Origin of the sequence: Paenibacillus sp. FSL k6-2145, from assembly GCF_037976585.1 — a bacterium.
GTDB lineage: Bacteria > Bacillota > Bacilli > Paenibacillales > Paenibacillaceae > Paenibacillus.
Genome location: NZ_CP150267.1, coordinates 5,139,066 through 5,164,028 on the forward strand (window position 1 = coordinate 5,139,066; position 24,963 = coordinate 5,164,028).

Sequence of the window (24,963 nt, forward strand, 5' to 3'; positions counted from 1 at the left end):
TGAACATTAGTTCATCTATGGCTTTTTTGCATGCATTCCACCAATCCGTTCACATGGAAAGGAGCGTTTGGAGCGTTATTTTATAAAAAACTAACTTGTTAAAAAGGAGAGTGTACAATGGTCAACATGCGTTCTACATATCAATTATGGGCGGGAAATCCCGATTTTAATGTCATTATGTATGACTCATCCTAGTGTAGATAACAGCGACCAAAAGGTTATTCTGTCATCGTAGTTACAGTGTAATGTTCTTTAGTTCATTTTATATAAATAAACCAATAAAGAGGTGGGACCTGTGCCCAAAACAGAGAAAAGCTCCATGTCATGGCTGCTGCGCTATCTAAAACCAGTCAAAGGACGGCTGGCCTTACTTTTATTCATGTTGCTCACATCAACGGGGCTTCAGCTCTTGAATCCACAGATTATCAAACGATTTATCGATACAGCAGCAAGTGGGGGAGTCCTCACCAATCTTGTTCAGCTCGCAGGAATATTTCTGGTTGTTGCCGTGTTTAATCAACTCATCACGGTAGCGGTCAGTTATTTGGGGAACGACGTGGCCTGGCGGGCCACGAATCAACTGCGCGGAGATCTGCTGAAGCACTGCCTGCGTCTTGATATGCGTTTTCATAATGTGAAAACACCTGGAGAGATGATTGAACGTGTAGATGGTGACGTAACGAGTATCTCCAATTTTTTCGCGATGTTCATTGTGCAAGTGATCGGTAGTTTTGTACTGCTGGCCGGAATTCTCGGGTTCATGTTCAGTGTCAATGTGCCTATTGCTTTGGTTATGACCGTGTTCACATTATTATCGATCCTGTTCATGGTCTTCATCCGAAATCTGGGCGTGGACTCTTCCAAAAATGAGCGGGCGGCAAGTGCCTCTCTGTTCGGATTAATTGAAGAACGCATTGCCGGGATTGAAGATGTGCAAGCGAATGGTCATGTGCCGTATGTGATGAACCGCTTTTACCGCACGATGCGCACGGTATTCCTTAAGGGGAGAAAAGCCTGGCTGCTACGGGTTATTCCGTGGAATACCACGGTAGTTCTGTTCGCTCTGGCGGTCACTGCGGTGCTTTTGCTGGGTTTGCATTATTATATGGAAGGTCTAATTAGTATCGGAACATTATTTCTGATCTACCAATATACGCAGATGCTGAATGATCCGATTGAGATGCTTGGAGATCAGGTGCAGGAGTTCCAAAAAGCAAAATCAGGCATGCTGCGCTCCAGAGAGCTGTTGTCCATGCAGAGTGTGATTCAAGAGGGTACAGAGGAGCAATTGCCTGAAGGACCGCTTGGATTGGAATTCAGTCAGGTACATTTCAGTTATAACCAGGATAAACCGGTATTGCAGGACATTACTTTTGCTATTAAACCTGGTGAACGTCTGGGAATCATCGGTCGCACAGGTAGCGGCAAATCGAGTCTTAGTCGTGTTCTTCTCCGGCTTTACAATCTGGATCGGGGCACGATCCGTGTAGGTGGAACGGATATCACAAAGCTTTCATTAAAAGCGCTCTATCGCCGGGTGGGAATGGTGACACAGGATGTGCAGTTGTTTGATGGCACGCTGCGTGATAACCTGACCCTGTTTAATGGAGATGTATCGGATCAGATGATCAAGGAGACGACGGATCGCCTTGGACTTAGCCAATGGATTAATTCACAACCAGAAGGACTCGATACGTATCTGGCTGCAGGTGGAGCTTCATTGTCGGCAGGGGAAGCACAGTTATTTGCCTTAACCCGCGTATTCCTGACCGAACCAAGTCTGGTTATTCTGGATGAGCCTTCGTCACGTCTGGATGCCGCGACCGAAGGTATGCTGCAATCTGCAATTGACCAGTTAATGAAACAATCCACCGGAGTCATTATTGCTCACCGATTGGCTACGCTGGAGAAAGTTGACCGGATTATGGTGCTCGGTGATGGGAAGGTACTGGAATTTGGAGCGAGAGAAGAACTTGCCAGTAACCCGGCATCTCACTATGCCAGACTGCTCATTACAGGCCGAGAGGAGGAATTGGCATGACTGTAGCAGGATTTATAGGCCGTTTGTTTCGATTCAGGCCTTTGTTATTTGTAATCAACGGATTGTTATGGTGTATATTTCATTCCTTGCCGCTAGCCATTGGTATTGGAATGCAATGGTTTTTTGATCGCACAACAGTGGGGTCAAATGACTACATGTGGCTTGCTGTGCCGCTTATCTTTATTGCTTTGGTCCGAATGGCACGGGTGGGCACATTTTTTGTAGCCTTCTATGCATGGGTTACGTATCTGTATCATGTTCAGGCGATTTTGCGAACCAACATGCTCGCAGCGATCATGCGCTGGCCGGGGCGTAATCTTCCGGCTTCACCAGGGGAGGCAATGAGTCGCTTTCGTGATGATGTCGATGAAGTCGTCGAGTATGTAGAATCATGGGTGGACTTCTGGGGACGGCTTGTATTTGCTGTTGTATCCATCGTCATTATGGCGAACATTAATTGGCAGATCACATTGGTTGCCGTGCTGCCATTGGTGGTCGTGACCTTACTTAACAACCTGTCCGGAAATCGGGCTCGGAAGTATGCACAGGTTAATCGTGAAGCGACTGGGCGAATTACCAGTTTTATTGCGGAAACGTTTGGAGCAGTGCAAGCCCTGAAACTAGGTCAGGCCGAAGAGAATGTCTCTTCACGTTTTAACCAGTTGAATGAAGATCGTCGCCAGGCTGCACTTCGAGACAATCTGTTCAAGCAGTGGATGAGATCGATGAATCAGCATGTTCTAAGTATCTGTACCGGATTGATTCTACTGATGTGTGCAGCTGAGATGAAAGCAGGGAACTTTACCGTAGGTGATTTTGCCTTATTCACCAGTTATCTGGCCAATATCGGATTTAGCATTTCACTGTTTGGTTATATGGTGTTTCAGCACAAAAGGCTCAAGGTATCGTATGATCGTATGCGTAAGCTATTCCGCCCGGGGGAAGAAGACCAGATCATGGATTCGAGAGAAATCTATCTGTATGAAGATCCGCCGGAGCTTGTAAGTGAACAGAGGGACCCTAAGGAGAAGTTGCAATCTCTTGAGGTGAATAAGCTGACTTATCAATATCCGAATTCTTCAAATGGCATAGAAGAGATCAGTTTCCGTCTGAAACGCGGACAATTTCTTGTGATTACAGGACGGATCGGGTCAGGTAAATCAACGCTTGTACGAACACTTCTTGGACTGCTACCCAAGCAAAAAGGGGACATTCACTGGAATGGAGCGGCTGTTGATCCAGCTACATTCCTGATGCCGCCTAGAGCGGCGTATACCCCGCAAGTGCCAAGACTGTTTAGTGATACGTTGAAAGAAAATATCGTCCAGGGCAAACAGGGTAACACCGAGCAAGCCCTTGAAAAAGCCATTCGTCTGGCTGTGATGGAGAAGGATATCAAACATCTGGATCAGGGGCTTGAGACCCCGGTTGGTCCAAGAGGGGTGATGCTGTCAGGCGGGCAGATTCAGCGCGCGGCCACAGGACGCATGTTAATGACGGAGGCGGACCTGTTTATCTTTGATGACCTGTCCAGTGCACTGGATGTGGAGACAGAACAACAAGTATGGGAAGGGCTGTTCCAAGAGCCGGATGTCACCTGCATTGCAGTTTCTCACCGCAGGGCAGCACTTTCCAAAGCAGATCACATTATCGTGATGAAAGATGGACGCATTGAAGCCGAGGGAAGTTTGGCCGAATTGCTTGCCACCAATGAAGAGATGCAGTTGCTGTGGCAAGGGGAGCAAACTCCCGCCAAAGTTGGTTAGCTTTAAAAATTTAGAAAAGATAATAAAAAAGCAAAAAAGCCTTACAGACGACTCCTTGAAAGAGTACAGTCTGTAAGGCTTTTTATCGTTATAACGAGTGGAACGATGGAATATTTTTATCTCATCATTTGAGCAATCAGGGAATACGCAATGATCACCAGGAAGATAATAGTGATATGGTTAATGGAGAAGATAAACATCCGTTTGGACCATTTCTCTGTTTCTTTCTTATCAAAGGTAGCCACACTAAGAATGAGCCAGGCCAAGCTGACCAGAAATGCCACAATAGCGACAAATGGGCTCATCGGCCAGAACAAAAAGCTGGAGATCAGTAAAAGTACCAGATACACATTCGTCTGAATGTATGTCCGTCTGATGCCTTTAACGACGGGCAGCATGGGAACACCAGCAGCTTTGTATTCGTCAAAACGACGAATCGCAATCCCGTAGAAGTGAGGCATTTGCCATAAGAGCATTGTAACGACCAATGCCCAGATCTCGAAATGACCCAGTTCCGGTGAAATGGCTGCCCAACCGATGAGCGGAGGCACAGCACCCGAAAGACTTCCCACTTCCGTGTTGTAGATCGTTGTACGTTTGGTCCACATTGTGTAAGGGAACACGTACAGCAACAGACCCAAAATACCAAATACAGCAGCGGATGGGGAAGCGATGTACAACATGATGCCCCCGATGATGGTGATTGCAATACCGAGAATTAGACCCGACTTGGTATCTACGCGTCCCGTAACGGTAGGACGTTTCTTCGTACGTTCCATGATCGCATCAATATCACGATCATACAAGTTGTTAAACACCCCTGCAGCTCCAATAATGAGAGAAGACCCAATAAAGGAAAGGATGATTGGTACAATATTAGCTAAGATTGAAGCATCAAATACATATAAAGCCAAACTTAAACCCGCAAACATGGCGATCAGGTTGGACTTGATGATTCCGATTTTGATCGTATCGAAGAATACTTTCGGAATCGAGCTATACTCCAGGCTGATATTGGTCTGTGAACCATTGTTCAATGTTTTCAAGAACTCACTTCCTATATCTATACTTATATATTATGTCGCTATTATACCATTCAATACACTATGTGATTTAATTAACGTTTTAGTATTTAAAATAATGTCATTTGATTGTGAACAATTTAAAAACAAGGTTTTTTTTAATTGTTAAATAATTATTTCTGTGTTACAGGAGAGAATCGAAAAATCAGGGTATTACAGTGATTTAAAGTTTGTTCTGTCATTGTAGTGTAAGTGTAAATAATCTTTTATTCAACTCACACAGGCTGGATTGAAGAAAGTAGTTAAAGATATATGTTGCAAAATGGTTAGGTTTTGTTTATTGTGGATATAAGATATCTTTAATAGTCGCTTTTAAATGTGTTCTTGTAAATCTCCGATATTACTTTCTTAAGAGAGAGCGGAGGTTATATTTAAATCTTTATTAGGGATATTAAATGTCTGGAAAGGGTGAATAATATGAGTAGTATGAATCAACTCTTGGATGTACTTATTATTGGTGGAGGACCAGCGGGGCTTAATGCAGCCCTAGTACTTGGCAGGGCCCGCAAGAACGTTGTGGTCATTGATGATGAGACACCGCGTAACTGGGTTACAAGGGAGACTCATGGGTTTGTGACAAGAGATGGGGCAAGTCCACGTGAATTCCGGAAAGCTGCCAAAGAACAGATTGTAGCTTATCCCTCAGTTCAATTTGCATCCGATACGGCAACAGCGATAACAGGTAGCGATGGTGATTTTGTAGTTAAGACTACACAGGGGGCAAGTTATCACACGAAAAAGATTTTGTTTGCGGTAGGTAAGAAAGACCTTCCCTTGGATATTAACGGATTAACAGAGGTCTACGGTAAAAGTGCGTTTGTGTGTCCATATTGTGATGGATGGGAGTTAAGAGACCAATCGCTGGTCATCATCGTTAGTGGAGATAAGGCATTACATATGGCAAAAGTCATATCCGGCTGGACAGAACGTTATACGATCTGTACGAATGGATCAGATTCCTTAACTGATGAGCAGCGTGAAGAGCTGAAGCAGCATCATGTTACTGTATTCGATGCACCGATTCAATCCATTAACTCTGAAGAAGGGATGGTACAGCAAGTTGTACTAAATGACGGTACAGCGATTCCATGCACAGGAGTTTTCTTCCAACCGAAACTGTTTACCGGATCAGAACTGCCAAAGGCCATCGGTTGTGAAATTACAGAATCGGGAACGGTTATCGTTGATGCTTCAGGAAAAACATCAGTAGCAGGTGTATACAGTGCTGGTGATGCAGCTTCCGAGATGTATCAGGCAATCACGGCTGCATCTCTGGGGGCATTGTCTGCGGTAAGCATTAATAATGAATTGAATTTCGAGAAGTGGGATGAGCCAAGTCATCATTAGAATAAATTAAAACGTCATTGAATCATAACGTCATTGGTTCATACAGTAGGGGATTGCATATGCAATCCTCTATTTGTTGTTATTCAATTTAAACGTTGAACGGTTCAATTGAAAGTAATTCAGCCGGAAGAAAATTTGATATTAAATCAATTTTGGTTTATTGTATTATCAAATGATACAAATTACTATCATTTATAAAATCATCAAAGGAGAGATCACTTATGAATGAAAGCAGAACAGCCATCATATGGCTAACGAATACCTTGCTCCACGGCGCACAGTTAGTAGGTGATCATCATGAGTGATGCAACTTACATTCCACAGCCCAAAATGTATGGACCACTTGGCAATCTGCCTTTGATTGATAAAGATAAACCAACGTTGTCGCTAGGTGTTCTGGCTGAACAGCATGGACCAATATATCGACTTACGGTTCCCGGTTATTCCGGTTTAATCGTATCTGGGCCAGATCTTGTCGCTGAGTTGTGCGATGTGTCCCGTTTTGACAAATATGTATACAATGAACTCGAAAACGTACGTGCCTTTGGAGGCGATGGTTTATTTACAAGCAGAACATCGGAGCCCAACTGGAAAAAGGCCCATAACATTCTGCTTCCCACCTTCAGCAAACAGGCCATGAAAGGTTATCATCCCATGATGGTTGATATTGCCGAACAGCTGATCAACAAATGGGCACGCCTCAATTCCAACGATACGATTGATGTTGCGGATGATATGACACGCCTTACGTTGGATACCATTGGACTATGTGGATTCAATTATCGGTTTAACAGTTTTTACAGACAGGACCACAGTCCTTTTATTGAAAGCATGGTTCGGGCATTAAATGAAGCTATGCAGAAGAGTTCACGTTTGAAAATTCAGAATCTGCTTATGGTGAAAACCAAACGACAGTTCCAGGAGGATATTCAGACGATGTTCTCTCTGGTAGATCAGATTATAGAGGAACGTAAAGCGAGTTCAGCACCCGAAGAGGTCGACTTGCTCGCACGTATGCTGAATGGCAAAGATCCGGAGACTGGTGAAATGCTGGATGATGAGAACATCCGGTATCAGATTATTACGTTTCTCATTGCCGGGCATGAAACGACGAGTGGTTTGTTATCCTTTGCCCTATATTTTTTATTGAAAAATCCGGAATCACTTCAGAAAGCGTATGACGAGGTAGATCAGATATTGGTCAGTGACTCACCGCAATATGAGGAAATTCTTCAGCTTTCCTATATTCGCATGATTCTCAGTGAATCACTACGTCTATGGCCAACAGCCCCGGGATTTGATGTATATGCCAAAGAAGACACGGTTATAGGTGGCAAATATCCCTTGAAGAAAGGGGAAAGTTGCAGTATTCTCCTGCCTCAGCTACACCGTGATAGAGAGGCATGGGGAGAGGATGCGGAGCTTTTTCGTCCGGAGCGATTTGAAGATACAACGAAAGTGCCTCATCATGCGTATAAACCTTTTGGTAATGGGGAGAGAGCGTGTATCGGCATGCAGTTTGCATTATATGAAGCAACACTTGTGCTTGGAATGGTCCTCAAACATTTTGAACTGATCGATTACAGCAATTATGAATTGGATGTTAAACAGACGCTGACGTTGAAGCCGGGAGACTTCAGAATCCAGGTGAAAGCGCGCGCCGCTTCGCAAACGATGAATAAGGCTACTTTATATGTAGACGAGAAACCTGCTCCTGTTTTTCATAAAAAAATAGTAAGTGACACCCACATGGGAGATACCCTGGCCGTTGAAGCAGATACTAACTCATCAATCCTAGTGTTATATGGTTCCAATCTGGGAACGGGAGAAGGCATTGCCAGAGAGCTTGTGGAGAAAGGTCGTTCGTATGGAATTCCAAGTGAAGCAGCCACTCTGAATGAGTGGATGGGCCGCATACCACGCCAAGGTGTCGTTCTCATCGTCACTGCTTCGTATAATGGTAAACCACCGCAAAATGCAGCGGCATTTGTTGACTGGTTGAAGGGAGCGGAGTCAGAGGAAGCGCGGGATGTGAACTATGCCGTTCTGGGCTGTGGAGATCGTAGTTGGTCCGGGACGTATCAGAGCATTCCGCGATTAATCGATGAGAGGCTTGAAGAACTGGGAGGTAAAAGACTGTTATCCCGCGGTGAAGCTGATGCCGGAGGTGATATGGAGAAACAAGTTGAAGCGTGGCAGTATACGTTGTGGCCTCAGATATTGAGTGTCTTGGGGATCAACACGGAAGTAGTGAAGCCAACCCTACCAAGCACAAGCAGACTTCAAATGGAGATTGTCCACGAGAAAACGGATATGCCACTTGCACGAACTTATGATGCCAGCTATGCCACGGTGGTAGTTAATAAAGAGCTTCAGGCGCCGGGAAGTGGAAGAAGCACGCGTCACATCGAAGTATTACTGCCAGAAGGCATGAGTTATAGAGAAGGTGACCATCTCGGTGTGTTGCCTAGCAATCAGAAGCAGAATGTGGATCGGATACTCAGTCGGTTCGGACTACGTGGGGATATTCAGATCCAATTAACTTCGGACGTCAGCCACCTTACACACCTCCCACTGAACCGTCCCGTCAAGGTACATGAGTTGCTCACTCACTGTGTGGAATTGCAGACACCTGTTACCAGAGCGCAGTTGCAGGAGTTAGCTAATCATACGGTATGTCCACCTCATAAGCGTGAACTGGAAGGCATGTTGGACGAAAACAGCTACAGGGATTATATTCTTGCCAATCGAATCACCATGTTGGACCTGTTAAAAAAATATGAGGCGTGTGAGTTGCCTTTCGAAAAGTTCCTTGAACTATTGCCTCCGCTTAAGCCCAGATACTATTCAATATCCAGCTCGCCAAGCCTGAATTCCGGGCAAGCGAGCATAACCGTATCGGTAGTAAAAGAGCCTGCATGGAGTGGCAGGGGCGAATACCATGGAGTTGCTTCATCGTATCTCGCCGGTTGCCTATCCGGAGAACGTATACTGATGTTTGTACGCACACCTGAATCCGAATTTATTCTATCGGAAGAGGCTGACGTTCCGATGATCATGGTGGGACCGGGAACGGGGGTTGCACCGTTCAGAGGTTTCCTCCAGGCAAGAGCTGTCATGAAACAGAGAGGTTTGCCACTGAGTGAGGCGCATTTGTTCTTTGGGTGCAGGAATGATTCAGATTTCATCTATCGTCAGGAGCTTGAGCAATACGAACGAGAAGGGATTGTTAAGCTACACACAGCTTTTTCTCGTGCTGAGGGCAAGCCTAAAACGTATGTACAGCATCTAATGGAGGAGGATTCCGAGCAGTTAATTCACATGCTGATGAACAAAGGAAAACTCTACGTATGCGGAGATGGAAGCCAGATGGCTCCTGCGGTGGAAGAGACTTTGCAGCAGGCGTATCAGGAGGTGCAGGGAGCAACGATGCAGCAAGCAAAAGACTGGCTCATTCAGCTTCAAGCCGAAGGACGCTACCTGCAAGACGTGTGGGCAGGTAATAAACGAACGGTTGAATCCTCCCAACTTATTTATTAAAACTTAAAAATGAAAGAGTAGTTCACATAAATTACATCAAATATTTTCACCATATTATAAATATTACATTTTAATAGAATGATATCCTATATGATTTACCTTCAACTTCAATCAATAGTTTACCCGAAAGTACACAAGTCGTTCCTTACGCACAAAAGTATATAACTTGGCAAACCATTTTACCTAAGTCTCAATTTCCAACGCTTGGTGATATTCCGATGACAGCAAGTTATAATGTAGATCCATATCGGGGACAACTTACACTTCAATCAGTTGATGGTCAGACAGGTTATACATGGACCGTGACCTACGCAGGTTATGTAACCTATTAATTAATAATGGAATAATGCTATTCATCCAAAAACAGCCGCTCGATCTGGAGTTTCACATCCCAAATCGGCGGCTGTTTTGATTGGATTTGTAAAGAGAAGTATGCTGAATAGATAGAACTTATTTGGTTAAATAGGGTCTTAGATCATAGCTCATAGAGTTGCTCGTATTTGTTAGTCAAATATTGGATCAATGGAGCGGAGTCAATTCCCTTCCCAGTGATGGACTGAATTAGCTCATCCGCCGATTTGGATTTACCAAATTGATGAACATGAGTCGTTAGCCATCCGGTAATCGTCTCAATATTGTCCGATTCAATCAAATGATCATAATCGGGAAGATCGCGGCGAATCGCTTCATGTAACTGTGCTGCATACACAAAACCGAGCGTATAGGATGGGAACAAACCAAACCCGGCACTCCAATGTCCATCCTGTAAAACTCCATCCAGATGGGTAGGGGGACGAACCCCCAGATATTCCTCATATTTATCATTCCACGCGTCAGGTAACCCTTCATAATCCACTTCTCCAGCGATAATTGCCTGTTCCAGCTCATACCGAATAATGAGATGCAGGTTGTAGGTAAGCTCATCTGCTTCAAAGCGGTTAAACGTTGGTTTCACTGCATTTAATGCAAAATAAAAGTCATCCAGGTTCACATGGCCGAACGATTCCGGTTTGATTTTTTGCAAGCTGAGATAATTATTTTCCCAGAATCCTTTATGCCTGCCAATAAATTTCTCATAGAAGATCGATTGTGATTCATGAATGCCATACGAAGTGAAGATGCCCAGTCCGGTATGAATCAAGTCGGGATTAATATTCTGCGTATAGAGCGAGTGCCCGCCTTCATGCAATGCACTCCACAGGGAAACACGAACATCATTCTCTACAAACTTGGCTGCAAGCCTTGCATCGTATGGATTAATGGCAGAACTGAATGGATGGACAGTGGCACCGAATTGCCCGGCATCAAAATCGTACCGAATGGCATCTAACAGTTCAATTCCAAGCTGTCGTTGCTCTTCTAACGGGAAAGGACGAGTGAATATGGATGTATCCGGTTGCTTGGAGGAAGCCACGACACGGCGGATCAGAGGTAACAGGGCAGATTTCAATTCACTGAAAATGCGGTTTAATGTGACGGTATCCAGATCGGGGTCAAATTGCTGCACGAGTGGATCATATACATGTTTCTCGTACCCCCAATAACCAGCGAACTTCAGGCTTGCATCAAAGATTTGCTTCAAATGCGGGGCGAAAATGGAGAAATCATTGGCGGCTCTCGCTTCGAGCCAAGCGGCATTAGCTAGGCCCTGTTGATGAACAAAAGTCTGATATTCTTCTATGGGAATCGCGCTCCATCGTTTATATGCTTTCAAGTGCTCCGCAACGATTCTACCGGTTAATTCATCAACGTTTTTATTCCGTGTTTCTTCCTCCAGTCTTAAACCAAAATCTGAATCCGTCTGTAAACGAAATAACTCTCCCGCTAAGGTCGCTTTGGCACGTGCAGCGTATGAAGCGCCTTTTTTGGGTGCTCCTGTGCGGGCATCCCAGGCGAGCAGGGTTTGAACCTGCTTATAATGCTCTATTTTTTCGATGTGCTGCTTAAGCGTAGGGTCCAGACGTTCGAGTGTGATCATGAATGATGACTCCTTCCAGATAAAGGATGAAATTTAAGTTGAATATTACCATCGGAATACTTGGGTGTATATAGTTTTACGCTTTTTTCATAGTTTACAAAAAATGAATTAACACATTAATATTGCTTATTTTACAAAAACACGCCTTTCCCTTAGCCTGAGAATACCAAATTTCACTAATCCGACATGAACACTTGCATATTATTCAGGATCGTGAAAACGGATTAACCATTATGCATGAGAGCGAGAGGGGTTACATGATGAGAAATCGAACCAAACCTGCATTAATCATGATTCTGGCATTCCTGCTTCTGGCAGGTTGCGCATCGGGTGGACAAGATCAGAACACACAAGCCTCTTCAGCAACGGGGGAGAATCCATCCCAACAAACGAGTACTGAAGTCAAGGCGGGCGGAACGTTGAACGTTGGTTATCCAACACAACCGGTCACGCTGGATGCACACGTTTCTTCCAATACAGCGGTCAAGGATATTTCACGTGAGATCTATGAGCAACTGGTGACGTTGGATAAAGACGCACAGGTTATTCCACTCCTGGCTGAATCCTATGAGATCAGTGAAGACAAATTATCATATACATTCCATCTCCGCCAAGGAGTGAAGTTTCACAATGGCAAGCAGCTACAGGCAGAGGACGTAGTGGCTTCTCTGAATCGCTGGATCAAGCTGTCCAGTCACGGGAAGGCGAATTTTGTAGGTGCCGAGGCGAAAGAAACCGATCCATCTACCGTCGTCCTGCAATTAAAGACACCATTTCTATTAACTCTGCAACTCCTTGCCGATCCGATTCCGGCAGCAGCCATTTATCCGAAGGAAGTCGTGGATGAGGCAGATGACAAGGGCATCAAATCCTACATCGGTACAGGTCCGTTTCAATTGGAGGAGTGGAAGCAGGATCAGTACATTCATTTGAAAAAATATGAGGATTATTCTGCCCGTACGGAGCCAAGTAATGGCGCAGGCGGCAAAAAGGAAGCGCTGGTCGATGACTTGTACTTCCGCTTTGTCACAGACGAGTCGACCAGATTGGCCGGAATTACGTCTGGGGAATATGACATTGCCTTAAATATCTCAGTGGATAATGAACAGCAAATAGCGGGCAATCCGGAGCTGCAGACTTTTCTCAGTCCAGGAGGAATGATTGGCTACTTCTACAACAGCAATGATGGCTTGTTCAAAAACGTCAAGCTTCGTCAGGCTGTTAATGCCATTCAGAATGCGGATGACATTCTGACGTCAGCATTCCGTGATCCACAATTCTATGTGAAGACGTCCTCTCTGGTCCTTCCGGAATATCCGAACTGGTACTCGGAAGCGGGCAAGGAAGCGTACAGCCAGGCTAATGCGGACAAAGCAAAACAATTGCTTCAGGAGGCAGGTTATAACGGTGAAGAGATCAAAATTTTCACAACGAGAGATTATGTGGACCAATATAATGTAGCTGTTGTTTTGCAGCAGGAGTTGGAGTCGATTGGTATCAAGGTCAAACTGGATGTTTATGATTGGCCAACGTTGCAGGAGAAGCTCGGGACAGGTACAGGATGGGATATCTATCCAATGAGTTATGCATTCCGGCCCACGTTCTATCAATACTCGTTCTGGGGAGGCGGAGCGGGGCTGTTAAAAAGCGAGAAGCTAAACGAGCTGCTTCAGGGAATTCGCACGTCAGAATCGGTAGAAGCCGCAAGGCCGCTGATTGACGAATTGCAGCAATTTGTATGGACCGAAGTTCCATTCTCTCAGATCGGACATACGAAGCAGGTTACCGCACTATCGAAAAATATTATTGGATTCCAAAATATTTTGGGTCCTATATTCTGGAATACAACCAATAACAAGTAGCTGAAGCAAAGGGCAACAGGTGAAAAGGCGTAGCATCGCTTTTACAGGAATACGCCTTTCCGTTTGCTAACACGAGAGTGAGGTGCCCTCTTATGGGTGGATATATCGTTCGGCGATTATTATCCTTGATTCCGGTTTTGTTCGTCGTCGCTATTGTCGTGTTCTCCATCATTCATGTCACACCGGGAGATCCGGCTGCCATTCTGCTGGGGGAAGAGGCGACAAAAGCCGACATTGATGAGTTAAGAAGCAAATTGGGGCTGGACAGACCCATCTATGAGCAATTTGGTATTTGGATGCTAGGGTTATTATCAGGGAATCTGGGGGAGTCCATCTTTCTGGACAAACCTGTGACAGAGGCATTTTTTGAACGGCTGGCTCCCACATTATCCCTCGCCATCATTGCACAGGTGATCGGTGTTTTTCTTGCCTTGTTTCTTGGTATTACAGCGGTCAAGCGAAGAGGGACAATCGTGGATCAATCGGTGATGGGATTCTCGATGCTTGGTATTTCAATTCCGAGTTTTCTGCTGGGATCACTATTGGTCATGTTCTTTAGTGTAAAACTACGTTGGTTACCCGTTGCAGGATACCAGCCGCTAAGCGAGGGGCTGTGGCAGCATATCAAATACCTCCTGTTACCAGGCATCGTGCTCGGCATCATTCAGGCAGCGCTCATTACCCGAATGACGAGATCATCCATTCTCGATGTGATGTCCGGCAATTTTATCAAGACCGCGAAAGCCAAGGGAGTCAAAGAAAAAACGATTGTGTATACGCATGCGTTACGTGTTGCGTTCATCCCGATTCTAACGGTGATTGGGGAATCATTCGGTGGGCTGGTTACAGGCGCTGCGGTCATTGAAACGTTATTCAATATTCCGGGCGTCGGGCAACTCATCGTCAATTCGATTAGTCGAAGAGATTATTCTGTTATTCAGGGGTCGGTGCTGCTGGTTACAGTGGCTTATGTGTTCGTGAATCTGATTGTTGACTTGTTGTACGGTTTGGTCGATCCACGGGTTCGATTAAGCAAGAAATAAACGGGAGGTGGAGATCACTTGATAACCAATCCGGGAACTACCATCGCTCCGTCAGGACTTCACAAGAAGGGAAAGAGAAGACGCATCGCATTCAGGCGTTTTATGAATAATCCATTGTTAACTACAGGGGTGGGAATTTTGTTGGTTGTTGTTCTGCTGGTAATTGTCGGGCCTTTAATTACACCGTACGGCCCGTTACAGATTGATCCGGTGAATCGCCTTAAAGGTCCAAGTGGGCAGCATGTTTTTGGTACGGATAACTTTGGTCGTGATGTATTCACTCGTGCCGTATACGGTTTGCGTATTTCGGTTGCGGTTGGTTTCGCTGTTACGGTATTGGCATCTTTGATCGGTATGATTGTGGGGCTATTATCCGCAAGTTACTCGGTGCTGGACCACATATTTATGCGTATCTGTGATGGCTTGTTTGCTTTTCCATCCATTCTGCTCGCTATTTCCATCATGGCTGCACTCGGTCCGAATCCGGGAAATGTCATTATTGCCTTGAGTATTATCTTCATTCCATCGATGGCTCGAATCATTCGTTCCAAAGCGCTGGTGATTCGTGAGTTGACTTATATCGAAGCGTTGCATGCACAGGGAGCCAGCAGTTGGCGGATTATCTGGATTCATATGGCGCCCAATACAATGTCCCCGCTTATTATTCAATCCAGTTTTATATTTGCCGTATCGATCCTGACGGAAGCGTCGTTAAGTTTCCTTGGCGCGGGTATACCTTCACCGTCCCCAAGTCTTGGGAATATGCTCTTTGACGGTAAAACGGTGATCTATAACGCTTGGTGGATGACAGTCTTTCCTGGCATTTTCCTGGTACTTGTTGTGTTGGGACTTAATCTGTTCGGTGATGGTCTAAGAGATCTGCTCGACCCGCATGCCAATAAGGTGAAAAGGGGGAGACGACGTGGGAAAACAACCGCTGCTTGAGGTGAAGGATCTGAAAGTATCCATCTCAACCGAAAAGGGAACGATTCACCCGGTGGAAGGTGTATCCTTCCACGTCCTTGCTGGTGAGACGCTGGGTATCGTAGGTGAGTCCGGGTGTGGAAAAAGCGTAACCGCCGAATCCATCCTCAGATTGTTTGATGAAGACTACGTAGATTACTCCGGTGAAGTCCTCTACGAGGGATCCGATCTTTTAAGCTTATCGAAAAGACAAATGGAACGCATACGTGGCAATGAACTCTCCATGATCTTTCAAGACCCCATGTCTTCCCTGAATCCAGTACAGACCATCGGTAAACAAATTGCCGAGAGCTTGAAGCTGCATCAGGGCATGAAGGGCAAACAGGCGCGCCTTGCTGCTGTGGACCTGCTGCGAATGACGGGAATCCCTTCACCGGAAAAGAGGGTAGATGAGCATCCGCATGAAATCTCAGGAGGGATGCGACAACGGGTCATGATTGCGATGGCGTTGGCCTGTAATCCCAAACTGCTTATCGCGGATGAACCAACGACAGCACTGGACGTAACGATTCAGGCTCAGATTCTGGAACTGATCGAGAGTCTGCAATCGAAGACGGGGCTGGGTGTCATCCTGATCACACATGATCTGGGTGTCGTCGCAGAGACGTGCACAAGGGTGGCAGTTATGTATCTGGGCCAAGTCGTGGAGGAGGCGAGTGTGGACGATTTATTTTTCAGTCCGCAGCATCCGTACACGTCAGGTTTAATGAAATCCATTCCACGAATAGATGGCGAACAGCATAGTAAACTGCACGTCATAGAGGGAACCGTTCCGGCGCTGCATCAGATTCCTCCGGGCTGCAGGTTTGCTCCAAGATGCGCTTATGCAGATGAACAGTGCCTGCGAGCAGCACCTCCACTGAAACAGGTGGACGAGAAACATTTGGTACGCTGCTGGTATCCCGGAATAGCAACGATTCAGGAGGAGACACATGAACTCGAAATCATTGGTTGAGTCGAAGCCGCTATTGCAGGTGAGCAATCTGAACAAACATTTCCCAGTTCGATCTTCTTTTGGCCGAACCAAGGGACAAGTCAAGGCAGTCAATGGTGTGTCCTTCGACATTCATACCAGGCAAACCTTCGGACTGGTCGGGGAGTCCGGTTGTGGAAAGAGCACACTTGGTCGATCCATTCTAAGACTTGTTGAACCGACGTCAGGGGAAGCATTATATGAGGGTATAGACATTCTCGGATTAAGCAAAAAAGAATTGCGATATTACAGACAACATATGCAGATGGTCTTCCAAGACCCGTATACGTCGCTGGACCCTCGTAAACGTGTGGGATATTCGATTGAAGAACCGCTATTAATCCATAAGAAGGGCAATAAACAGGACAGAATGGAGACAGCTCTGTCATTGCTGCGCAAAGTTGGATTCAGTGAAGAGCATTATGAGCGCTTTCCTCATGAATTTTCCGGTGGTCAACGGCAGCGACTGGGGATAGCCAAAGCGCTGGCCCTTGGGCCAAAGCTGATCATATGTGACGAACCGGTATCGGCGCTGGATGTATCGATCCAATCACAGGTCATCAATCTTTTGGAAGAGGTTCAGGAGGAACTGGGGATTTCCTATTTGTTTATTGCCCATGACCTTAGTGTGGTACGACATATCGCGGATCGCATTGGGGTCATGTATTTGGGCGAAATGGTAGAGCAGGGACCTGCAGAAGCATTGTTCGCCGATCCGCTCCATCCGTATACCAAAACCCTGTTGTCAGCGGTACCCATTCCTAATCCGCGTGTGAAACGGGAGAGAGTGGTATTAAGCGGGGAAATTCCCTCTCCACTGAATCCTCCCTCGGGCTGTGTTTTTCATACCCGTTGTCCTTATGTGATGGAGACATGCCGTCAGGTCGTTCCGCAAAAACGCTTCGTCACACCAGAGCGCGAAGTGCAGTGTCATTTATATAACGAATAATGGTCAACTCAACAAGGAAGAGGGGGAATGAATCGATGAGTTTTCGTGATACAGCCGAAAAGTGGAAGGACGAGGCGATTCGGCTCCGCCGCCATATTCATCAGAATCCTGAACTGGGTCACCAGGAATTTGAAACAGCCAAGCTGGTTGCGCAATTTTTATTGGAGGCTGGCCTCGAAGTACAGACCGGTGTAGGTGGAACAGGGGTGGTTGGACTTCTGAAAGGCGGACGTGACGGCAGAACAATTGGGATTCGCGCCGATATGGATGCCCTGCCTATTGAGGAGAGGACCGGATTGCCGTATGCCAGCACTCGCGAAGGTGTCATGCACGCTTGCGGGCACGATGTGCATACAGCGATATTACTCGGTACAGCAGCGGCCTTAAGTGAGCACAGGGATGAACTTCAGGGAACGGTGAAATTTATTTTCCAGCCTGCAGAGGAAGTACGAGGAGGGGCTACGGATCTGATTAAGGCAGGTGTATTGCAGAGCCCTGAGTTGGATGCGATTATTGCCCTGCATGTATGGCCGGATTTGCCCGCAGGTAAGATTGGATTGCGGAAAGGGGCCATGCTGGCTGCGGCAGATGCTTTTGATATTCGGGTGACGGGAAAAGGAGGGCATGCTGCATATCCGCATCGAACAGTTGATCCGGTTATTATTGCTGCCCAGATCATAACTGCATTACAAACGGTCGTATCCCGCAACCTGTCTCCACTGGATTCTTCCGTCATCTCGATCACGAAGCTGCAAAGCAATAGCAATGCCTATAACGTTATCGCAGGTGAAGTGCAACTCAGAGGTACGATCCGTACGCACAATCCCGAGACGCGTGAAGCCGTGCCAGTATATATGAAGCGTCTCATTGAGACGATTGCGGAAGGTTTTGGCGGACAAGCGGAATTTGATTATTATCGCGGCGGTTCACCCGTTATTAACGATGATCACGTAGTCGACGTGATTGAACAAGCAGCGGAATCTGTGATTGGCAGGGAATCGGTCGTTTATCTGAAAGAACCATCCATGGGCGCCGAAGATTTTGGTGCTTATCTTGAATATGTGCCTGGAGCCATATTCCGGCTCGGAACGGTGGCAGAGGAAGATGCCCGCTCACAGCTTCCCCTTCATAGTGATTCGATTATCTTTAATGAGCAAGCCATTGTCACAGGCATATCGGTTCTTGGCGAAACGGCCATTCATTATTTGAACCAGAGCAGTGATGATGAATCGAGGGTTGCATTGGGCGTTGCAACAGGCAAAGAGGAAAGGGGGAATCCAAATGGCTGAGTTGCAGCAACAAACGGAGTTGAATCTCGTTCTGCATGAGATCAATCGCGATCTGCTGCTTGAATACAATAAAGAGATCGCAAAGGAGATTCGTTTGTCCGGATCTGAAGAAGAACTGCGGGCATTTCGTTATATCCAAGAGCAATTGGAAAGCTTCGGTTTGACCACGGAGCTTACGTTTAACGAGGCCTACATCAGTATCCCGCTCCGAGCAGAACTTTGGGTTGGTGGCAGTTCTTTCAAGGCTATTACACATTCGATGTCAGCCCAGGTGGAACAGTTGAACACAGAATTGAGATTCCTGGATCTGGAACAGGTAGATGAGAACTTCAAGGAAGGACAGCGGATCAACAGCGCGGTGATCGTGCACGGATTAGCCAATTGGACAACCATTCACCGTTTGCAACAGCAGGGTGTCAAGGCAATCATTTTTATCAATAGTGGTGCGTATACGCATGAGATGATCGTTTCTTCCGTTTGGGGCAATCCGACACGGGAGGATGATGGCTATCCTGCCATTCCGGTGCTATCGGTCAATAAGGCTGACGGAGAGCAGATTAAGTCGCTGATATCCGTGTGTGATGGTGATTCGGTAGAGGTTACGCTGCATGCCGAGGTGAGAACTGGTTGGGTCAAGATCCCTACACTGATTGCAGAGATACGAGGCATGGTGGAGCCGGAGTCCTTTATACTTTTCAGCGGACATGTGGATTCCTGGCATTATGGCGCGATGGATAATGGCTCCGCCAATGCGGTCATGGTGGAAGTGGCACGTGTATTATCTCTGCACCGTCATTCTCTGCGGCGTTCTGTTCGTTTCGCTTTTTGGTCCGGGCATTCTCATGGCAGATATGCGGGTTCTGCGTTATATAGTGATCTTCATTGGGAGGATTTGCAAGAGAATGGCGTGCTCCATATCAATATTGACTCTGTGGGCGCCAAGGGTGCCAGTGATCTGGCTGCGGCGAACACAATGGCAGAGACTAAGGGGTTATGTGAGCAGGCAATCCGAACTGTAACGTATGAGCCTTTCCGTGGTTCGCCTTTTGGCAGGTCGGGAGATCAGTCCTTTTGGGGCGCCGGACTTCCGTCGGCTTTCATGGGTTTATCCTATCAGCCTCAAGGCTGGTTCGGCTGGTGGTGGCATACAACGGAGGATACGTTGGACAAAATTGACCGAGATGTTCTGGCGCGGGATTGCAAAGTGTATGCAGCAGCAGTCTACCATGCGGCTTCATCTCCGATCATTCCCATTGATCAGAGATCAGCCGTCCAGACTTTATCGGACAGAATCGGCTATTACGCTGAGCTTGCCGGGGAGCATATAGACTTTTCACATATAACAAGCAGGGTGCAACATCTTCAGGCTGTTACGGATCGTTTCTATGAACGAGTTGAACGTGGTTCCTTGCCGAATACGTCGGTTAGAGAGGTAAATCGTACGATATTGGCACTCAGCAGATGGCTTGTTCCCATCAATTACGTTCAAGGCAGCCGTTATGATCATGATCTCGCTGGCAGTCATGTGCTGGTACCCGCTCTTGCGGAAGCCGAACAGTTGGCTGCGGCCACAGAGGGCAGTGAAGCCTTCTACAGGTTAAGAACATCACTTGTACGTCAGGTGAATCGTATAGGTTATGAGATTAAACAGGCGATTCTTCTTGTGGCGGAAAGCGAGAGGCATGCCCATTCCAACTGAATTGTATAAAGGAGAGAACCTCATGACTGAACGAAGATTTATTGGTAAAAAGGTAGTTATTACTGGGGCTGCAGGTGTATTTGGACGTTGGATTGCTAGAGCCTATGCAGTCGAAGGGGCGAAACTTTATCTGTCTGATATTCGAGAAGACGCCTTAAGGGTTGTAGCGGATGAACTGAAGCAGGAGGGTGTGGAGGTGCACTGGCATGTGACCAACCTTGTTGACGAAGACTCCGTCAATGAATTGGTTCAAGTGGTTGAACACCAATGGAATGCGCCAGATATTGTGATCAATAATGCAGGAATATATCCGTATCGCACACTGATGAACATGACGCTTCAGGACTGGAATGATACGATGGATCTGAATCTGGCGGCGCCGTTTATACTCACACAGCAGTTTGCCAATCAGATGATTGTAAGTGGGGTGGAAGGCTCCTTCATTAATATAAGCTCCGGAGCAGCTTCCACCGCCGGTGTTGGTATGGGGAATTATTCCGTTTCCAAAGTAGGGATTGAGATGCTTACCAAAACCTTCGCACTGGAATTGTCACCATATCGCATTCGGGTTAATGCCGTTGTACCGGGATATGCACCGGGTAGTGAGGTTAGTGTGATGACACAGGCACATACGGAACATATGATTAAAATCACACCGTTAGGTCGGACGTCAGGTCCTGACGATGCTCCTCAAGCCATTTTGTATCTGACCTCGGAAAAGGCTTCATTTATAACGGGCAGCATACTAACGGTAGATGGCGGACGCACGGCAGGCAGACTGAAGTAGCGAATAGGTCCTATACTATAATTGCAGCTGGCAAGTCATTTTATTGCAATGCCAGCTTGGAAGGAAGCTCGAACTCTGGAACATACAGATTACTTTGGAGTAGTGCGGTTCGAATATCCAGCATTAGTTTCTCGCTCGCAGTACCAAGCGGAGTATTTCGTTTACGCAAAACGCCCACGATGGGGCCAACCTTCAAATCGGCAATGGCTTGGATAACCGTTCCCGGAATGGCAGGAGAGATGGTTGCAATGGGAGCAATCGTTATGCCCAATTTGGCTTGTACATAATATTTGTGAGATCGGATATTACTTATTTCGATACCTTGATAATCACTGTCAATTTTCTCGGCCAACAGCTGCTCAATTCGAATTCGAATCGGGCAATTGGGAGGTGTGAACAGAAATGATTGACCCTTCAGATCCTGCAAATGTATTTCAGTAGCTTGAGCGAACGGATGCGTGTTGTACAATAATAAGGCCATGGGTTCAAAAAGTAGAGGGTGAAACTCGGTATCCAGACTGGTTTCTGGAGAAGGGCAGACGGCAAAATCAAGCTGTTCATCCACGACCAGCTCATTTAGCAACTTGCTGTCCCCAATACGGATGCTAAGTCTGATCTTTGGATTTTTCTCCACAAATGAAGACAGAATCGCCGGAAGTCTGTGGCTCGCTGTTGGCTCGGATACTCCGATTCGAACATAACCGGCTTGTCCTTGTTGGATATCCGAGATCGTATTCGTTAAGTACTCATATTCTTTAAGAAGCTGATCGGCTCTGGCGTAAAAAATTTTCCCCGCTTCCGTCAATTTAATCTTCTTTCCTCTGTCAATTAATTTCACACCGAGATCACCTTCAAGCTTCTGAATGTGTTGTGTGATGGCTGGTTGTGAATACTGCAATGCTTCTGCTGCCTGCTGAAAGCTTCCAAGCTTTACAATGGTTTGAAAGGTCTTAATCATTCGCATTTCCATGGCAAACACCTTTCTATAAGTATATGTTTTGAATAATGATTTACAATTTCTCGATTAGTATAGCATGTTTAATACATACTATTCCAATTGGATTTTAAATATTTTAATGATCTGACCAAGAGCAGCCGCTTGGTTTATTTTCTTACTTCTGAACTGTTAACGTTTACATTAAAATTTGAAATAAAAATGATTGACAGTGTCGATCTGAGCGAGTTTAATTATATAGACCGATTGTTATAATTATTTGAAGGAAGTGGCTTTCGTTGAGTGAAAAGTCTAATGCTAGAGAGTCCATTGTCAGCACAGCAGCGAGACTGTTTTTTTCACAAGGATATCATGCGACCGGTCTGAATCAGATCATCAAAGAGAGTAGTACGCCGAAAGGGTCGTTGTATCATTATTTCCCGCATGGCAAGGAAGAGCTAGCGCACGAGTGTATTCAAAAAGCCAATGAACATATCCTGCAGACATTTGAGAAAACATTTGCAGCCCATGACAATACGGGGGACGCCATTCAGAGATTTATTCATGATTTGGCTCATGAAACAGAAGCAGCCGGGTTTACCGGATTTCTGCCATTCAGCTTCTGGGCAGCTGTGGAGACATCGTGTATTAGTCAGCAGTTGCGTATTGCATGTCAGGGTGTATTTTCAGATTGGCAGGATGTCATTAAGAAACATCTGATTCTGGATGGCGTTGGTGAAAAGAAGGCGCGGGAGACGGCACTTCTGATCATTTCTTTGATGGAGGGAGCACTGATTATTAGCCTGACAAATCAGGATAAACAGCCTCTGCTGACGGCTGCTGAGTATTTGTCGGTTGTGACGAAAAACGCCAAACAGATTCAATAAGTTATACCAAGAGATAGAGAAAAAGAAAGTTCGATACGTTTGAGGAGGATGGGATCGTGGAGGTTTCCATGAAGGCTGATTCTGCACAGAATCAACAAGAAACTAAGCAATACAAGGTTTTTCCGATTTTGTTCGCAATGCTGCTGAGCGGCTTTATTGGCCTGTTTGGGGAAACGGCATTAAACGTGGCTTTGACACCACTTATGGGTCTGCTTGAAGTTGGACCTACAACGATTCAATGGTTAACCACAGGTTACCTGCTTGTGTTGGGAATCCTGGTGCCGGTATCAGGTATGCTGTTGCAATGGTTTTCAACTAGACAGCTGTTCACAACGTCCCTGATTTTCTCCATTGCAGGCACATTTGTTGCTGCGCTTGCACCTAGCTTCGAAATTCTGTTGGTGGCACGGGTATTACAGGCTGTAGGTACAGCGCTGTTGCTGCCACTGATGTTTAACACGATATTGGTTATTTTCCCGATTGAAAAACGTGGTGCTGCCATGGGATTGATCGGTTTGGTTATCATGTTTGCGCCAGCAAGCGGTCCGAGTATCTCCGGTCTGATCCTGGCTAATCTGAGCTGGCACTGGATCTTCTGGATCTCCTTGCCGTTCTTCATTATCTCACTGGTATGTGGCTTGCTGTTCTTGCCGAATATTTCGAAATTGACCAAGCCCAAAATTGACGTACTGTCCATTATCCTTTCTACCCTTGGTTTTGGTGGTATCGTATACGGCTTCAGTAGCGCAGGGGGACACGGGGAAACTGGCGGAGGCTGGACTAGTCCGGTTGTTGTTGCTACTCTCGTTATTGGTGTGTTGTCCTTGCTGTTATTCAGTATCCGTCAGCTAAGAATGAAGCAGCCAATGATGGATCTGCGTGCATTCCGATATCCGATGTTCACGATTGGTCTGATCCTGATCTTCATCTCGATGATGATGATGCTGTCTTCGATGTTGATTCTGCCGATGTACTTGCAACAAGGTATGGCGGTTACAGCGTTGACTGCTGGACTAGTCCTGTTGCCAGGTAGCTTGCTGAATGGATTCTTGTCTCCAATCATGGGACGTCTGTTCGACAAGTTTGGTCCAAAATGGCTGGTTATTATCGGGATGGCTATCGTATCCATTGTTTTGTTCCTGTATACAGGCATCGAAGCAACAACTTCCCTTGGCACGATCATTACATTGCACGTATTCATGATGGTTGGTATTTCGATGATCATGATGCCTGCACAAACGAACGGTTTGAACCAATTGCCTCCTGAGTTCTACCCTCACGGCACTGCGATTATGAATACACTGCAACAAGTCTCCGGTGCTATTGGTACGGCTGTGGCAGTAAGTATCCTGAGCGCAGGACAGACTCGATTCTTGAGCAGTGTGGCGAACCCTGAGACCCCGGAGAACCAGTTGGCTGGTTTCACGTCAGGTGTACAAAATGCATTTGTCTTTGCATTGGTTCTTGCCGTAATCGGACTGATCATTTCACTCTTTGTGAAACGGGTCAAAGTTGGAGCGCAAGCTGGACAACAAGGTCCAATGCATTAATTAATGTAAACTACGTAAAATGAAGAGCGATGCGTCCTTACCCATAAGGATGCATCGCTTTTTTGCGTTATTTATTCTATCTTTTTTGGTGTTGACGTGAAACGGGTTACAGCCTTTAGAGTAAAAATGTAGCCGGAATACGGCGGTTTAAAGAATGAATTTCAGAGCAAATACTTCATGTTCCGGCAAAATTGTATATGTTCATACTAATATAAAAGGGTAATATAGAATGTATTAGTACAATTTTTAACC

Annotated in this window: 17 protein-coding genes; 14 read left to right on the forward strand and 3 right to left on the reverse strand. The window is 46.0% G+C overall.

The window, feature by feature from the left end; genetic code table 11:
* The first annotated feature begins 295 nt into the window (after positions 1–295).
* Complete coding sequence (locus tag NZ043_RS22870; protein WP_339309297.1) at positions 296–2,041, forward strand: ABC transporter ATP-binding protein; 1,746 nt, start codon at positions 296–298, stop codon at positions 2,039–2,041.
* On the forward strand, positions 2,038–3,807 hold the full coding sequence (locus NZ043_RS22875; RefSeq protein WP_249910845.1) for an ABC transporter ATP-binding protein: 1,770 nt from the start codon (positions 2,038–2,040) through the stop codon (positions 3,805–3,807). Before NZ043_RS22870 ends, NZ043_RS22875 begins: the two co-directional genes overlap by 4 nt.
* Before the next feature lie 116 nt (positions 3,808–3,923).
* Here the strand turns inward: NZ043_RS22875 and cyoE are convergent, their stop codons facing one another.
* Positions 3,924–4,853, reverse strand: coding sequence for a heme o synthase (cyoE, locus tag NZ043_RS22880; RefSeq protein ID WP_036608378.1), 930 nt, complete (start codon positions 4,851–4,853; stop codon positions 3,924–3,926).
* 462 nt (positions 4,854–5,315) lie between these two features.
* Here cyoE and NZ043_RS22885 point away from each other — a divergent pair, with 462 nt between their 5' ends.
* Entirely contained in the window at positions 5,316–6,236 is a 921-nt protein-coding gene (locus NZ043_RS22885; protein ID WP_339312838.1) for an NAD(P)/FAD-dependent oxidoreductase, read from the forward strand.
* Positions 6,237–6,533: 297 nt separating this feature from the next.
* On the forward strand, positions 6,534–9,776 hold the full coding sequence (locus tag NZ043_RS22890; RefSeq protein WP_339309298.1) for a cytochrome P450: 3,243 nt from the start codon (positions 6,534–6,536) through the stop codon (positions 9,774–9,776).
* Positions 9,777–10,251: 475 nt separating this feature from the next.
* On the opposite strand, the gene NZ043_RS22895 is transcribed toward NZ043_RS22890, so the two are convergent.
* The gene (locus NZ043_RS22895; protein WP_339309299.1) at positions 10,252–11,754 is read right to left on the reverse strand and encodes a carboxypeptidase M32; all 1,503 of its coding nucleotides are present in this window, start codon (positions 11,752–11,754) and stop codon (positions 10,252–10,254) included.
* A 257-nt stretch (positions 11,755–12,011) separates the two neighbouring features.
* On the opposite strand from NZ043_RS22895, the gene NZ043_RS22900 reads away from it, so the two are divergent.
* The 8 genes from NZ043_RS22900 (at position 12,012) to NZ043_RS22935 (ending at position 21,340) form a co-directional block, all read left to right on the forward strand.
* The gene (locus tag NZ043_RS22900) at positions 12,012–13,616 is read left to right on the forward strand and encodes an ABC transporter substrate-binding protein (protein ID WP_339309300.1); all 1,605 of its coding nucleotides are present in this window, start codon (positions 12,012–12,014) and stop codon (positions 13,614–13,616) included.
* A gap of 92 nt (positions 13,617–13,708) precedes the next feature.
* The gene (locus NZ043_RS22905; RefSeq protein WP_091031001.1) at positions 13,709–14,659 is read left to right on the forward strand and encodes an ABC transporter permease; all 951 of its coding nucleotides are present in this window, start codon (positions 13,709–13,711) and stop codon (positions 14,657–14,659) included.
* An 18-nt stretch (positions 14,660–14,677) separates the two neighbouring features.
* The gene (locus NZ043_RS22910; protein WP_339309301.1) at positions 14,678–15,604 is read left to right on the forward strand and encodes an ABC transporter permease; all 927 of its coding nucleotides are present in this window, start codon (positions 14,678–14,680) and stop codon (positions 15,602–15,604) included.
* A complete protein-coding gene (locus tag NZ043_RS22915) occupies positions 15,582–16,598 on the forward strand; it encodes an ABC transporter ATP-binding protein (RefSeq protein WP_339309302.1) in 1,017 nt (338 codons plus the stop codon). Before NZ043_RS22910 ends, NZ043_RS22915 begins: the two co-directional genes overlap by 23 nt.
* Entirely contained in the window at positions 16,576–17,565 is a 990-nt protein-coding gene (locus NZ043_RS22920) for a dipeptide ABC transporter ATP-binding protein (RefSeq protein WP_133384611.1), read from the forward strand. The genes NZ043_RS22915 and NZ043_RS22920 overlap by 23 nt, the downstream gene beginning before the upstream one ends.
* A 35-nt stretch (positions 17,566–17,600) precedes the next feature.
* Positions 17,601–18,854 (forward strand): amidohydrolase, encoded by a 1,254-nt coding sequence (locus tag NZ043_RS22925; RefSeq protein WP_339309303.1) that lies wholly within the window; start codon positions 17,601–17,603, stop codon positions 18,852–18,854.
* On the forward strand, positions 18,847–20,553 hold the full coding sequence (locus tag NZ043_RS22930) for a M28 family peptidase (protein WP_339309304.1): 1,707 nt from the start codon (positions 18,847–18,849) through the stop codon (positions 20,551–20,553). Before NZ043_RS22925 ends, NZ043_RS22930 begins: the two co-directional genes overlap by 8 nt.
* Before the next feature lie 22 nt (positions 20,554–20,575).
* Positions 20,576–21,340, forward strand: a complete 765-nt coding sequence (locus NZ043_RS22935) for an SDR family NAD(P)-dependent oxidoreductase (protein WP_218133564.1) — start codon at positions 20,576–20,578, stop codon at positions 21,338–21,340.
* 40 nt (positions 21,341–21,380) lie between these two features.
* On the opposite strand, the gene NZ043_RS22940 is transcribed toward NZ043_RS22935, so the two are convergent.
* Complete coding sequence (locus NZ043_RS22940) at positions 21,381–22,304, reverse strand: LysR family transcriptional regulator (RefSeq protein WP_339309305.1); 924 nt, start codon at positions 22,302–22,304, stop codon at positions 21,381–21,383.
* 269 nt (positions 22,305–22,573) lie between these two features.
* Here NZ043_RS22940 and NZ043_RS22945 point away from each other — a divergent pair, with 269 nt between their 5' ends.
* Positions 22,574–23,161 carry a TetR/AcrR family transcriptional regulator gene (locus NZ043_RS22945; protein WP_133384615.1) on the forward strand — a complete coding sequence of 196 codons (588 nt, stop codon included), beginning with the start codon at positions 22,574–22,576 and terminating at the stop codon, positions 23,159–23,161.
* A gap of 68 nt (positions 23,162–23,229) precedes the next feature.
* Complete coding sequence (locus NZ043_RS22950) at positions 23,230–24,711, forward strand: DHA2 family efflux MFS transporter permease subunit (protein ID WP_339312840.1); 1,482 nt, start codon at positions 23,230–23,232, stop codon at positions 24,709–24,711.
* The last annotated feature ends 252 nt before the right edge of the window (positions 24,712–24,963 follow it).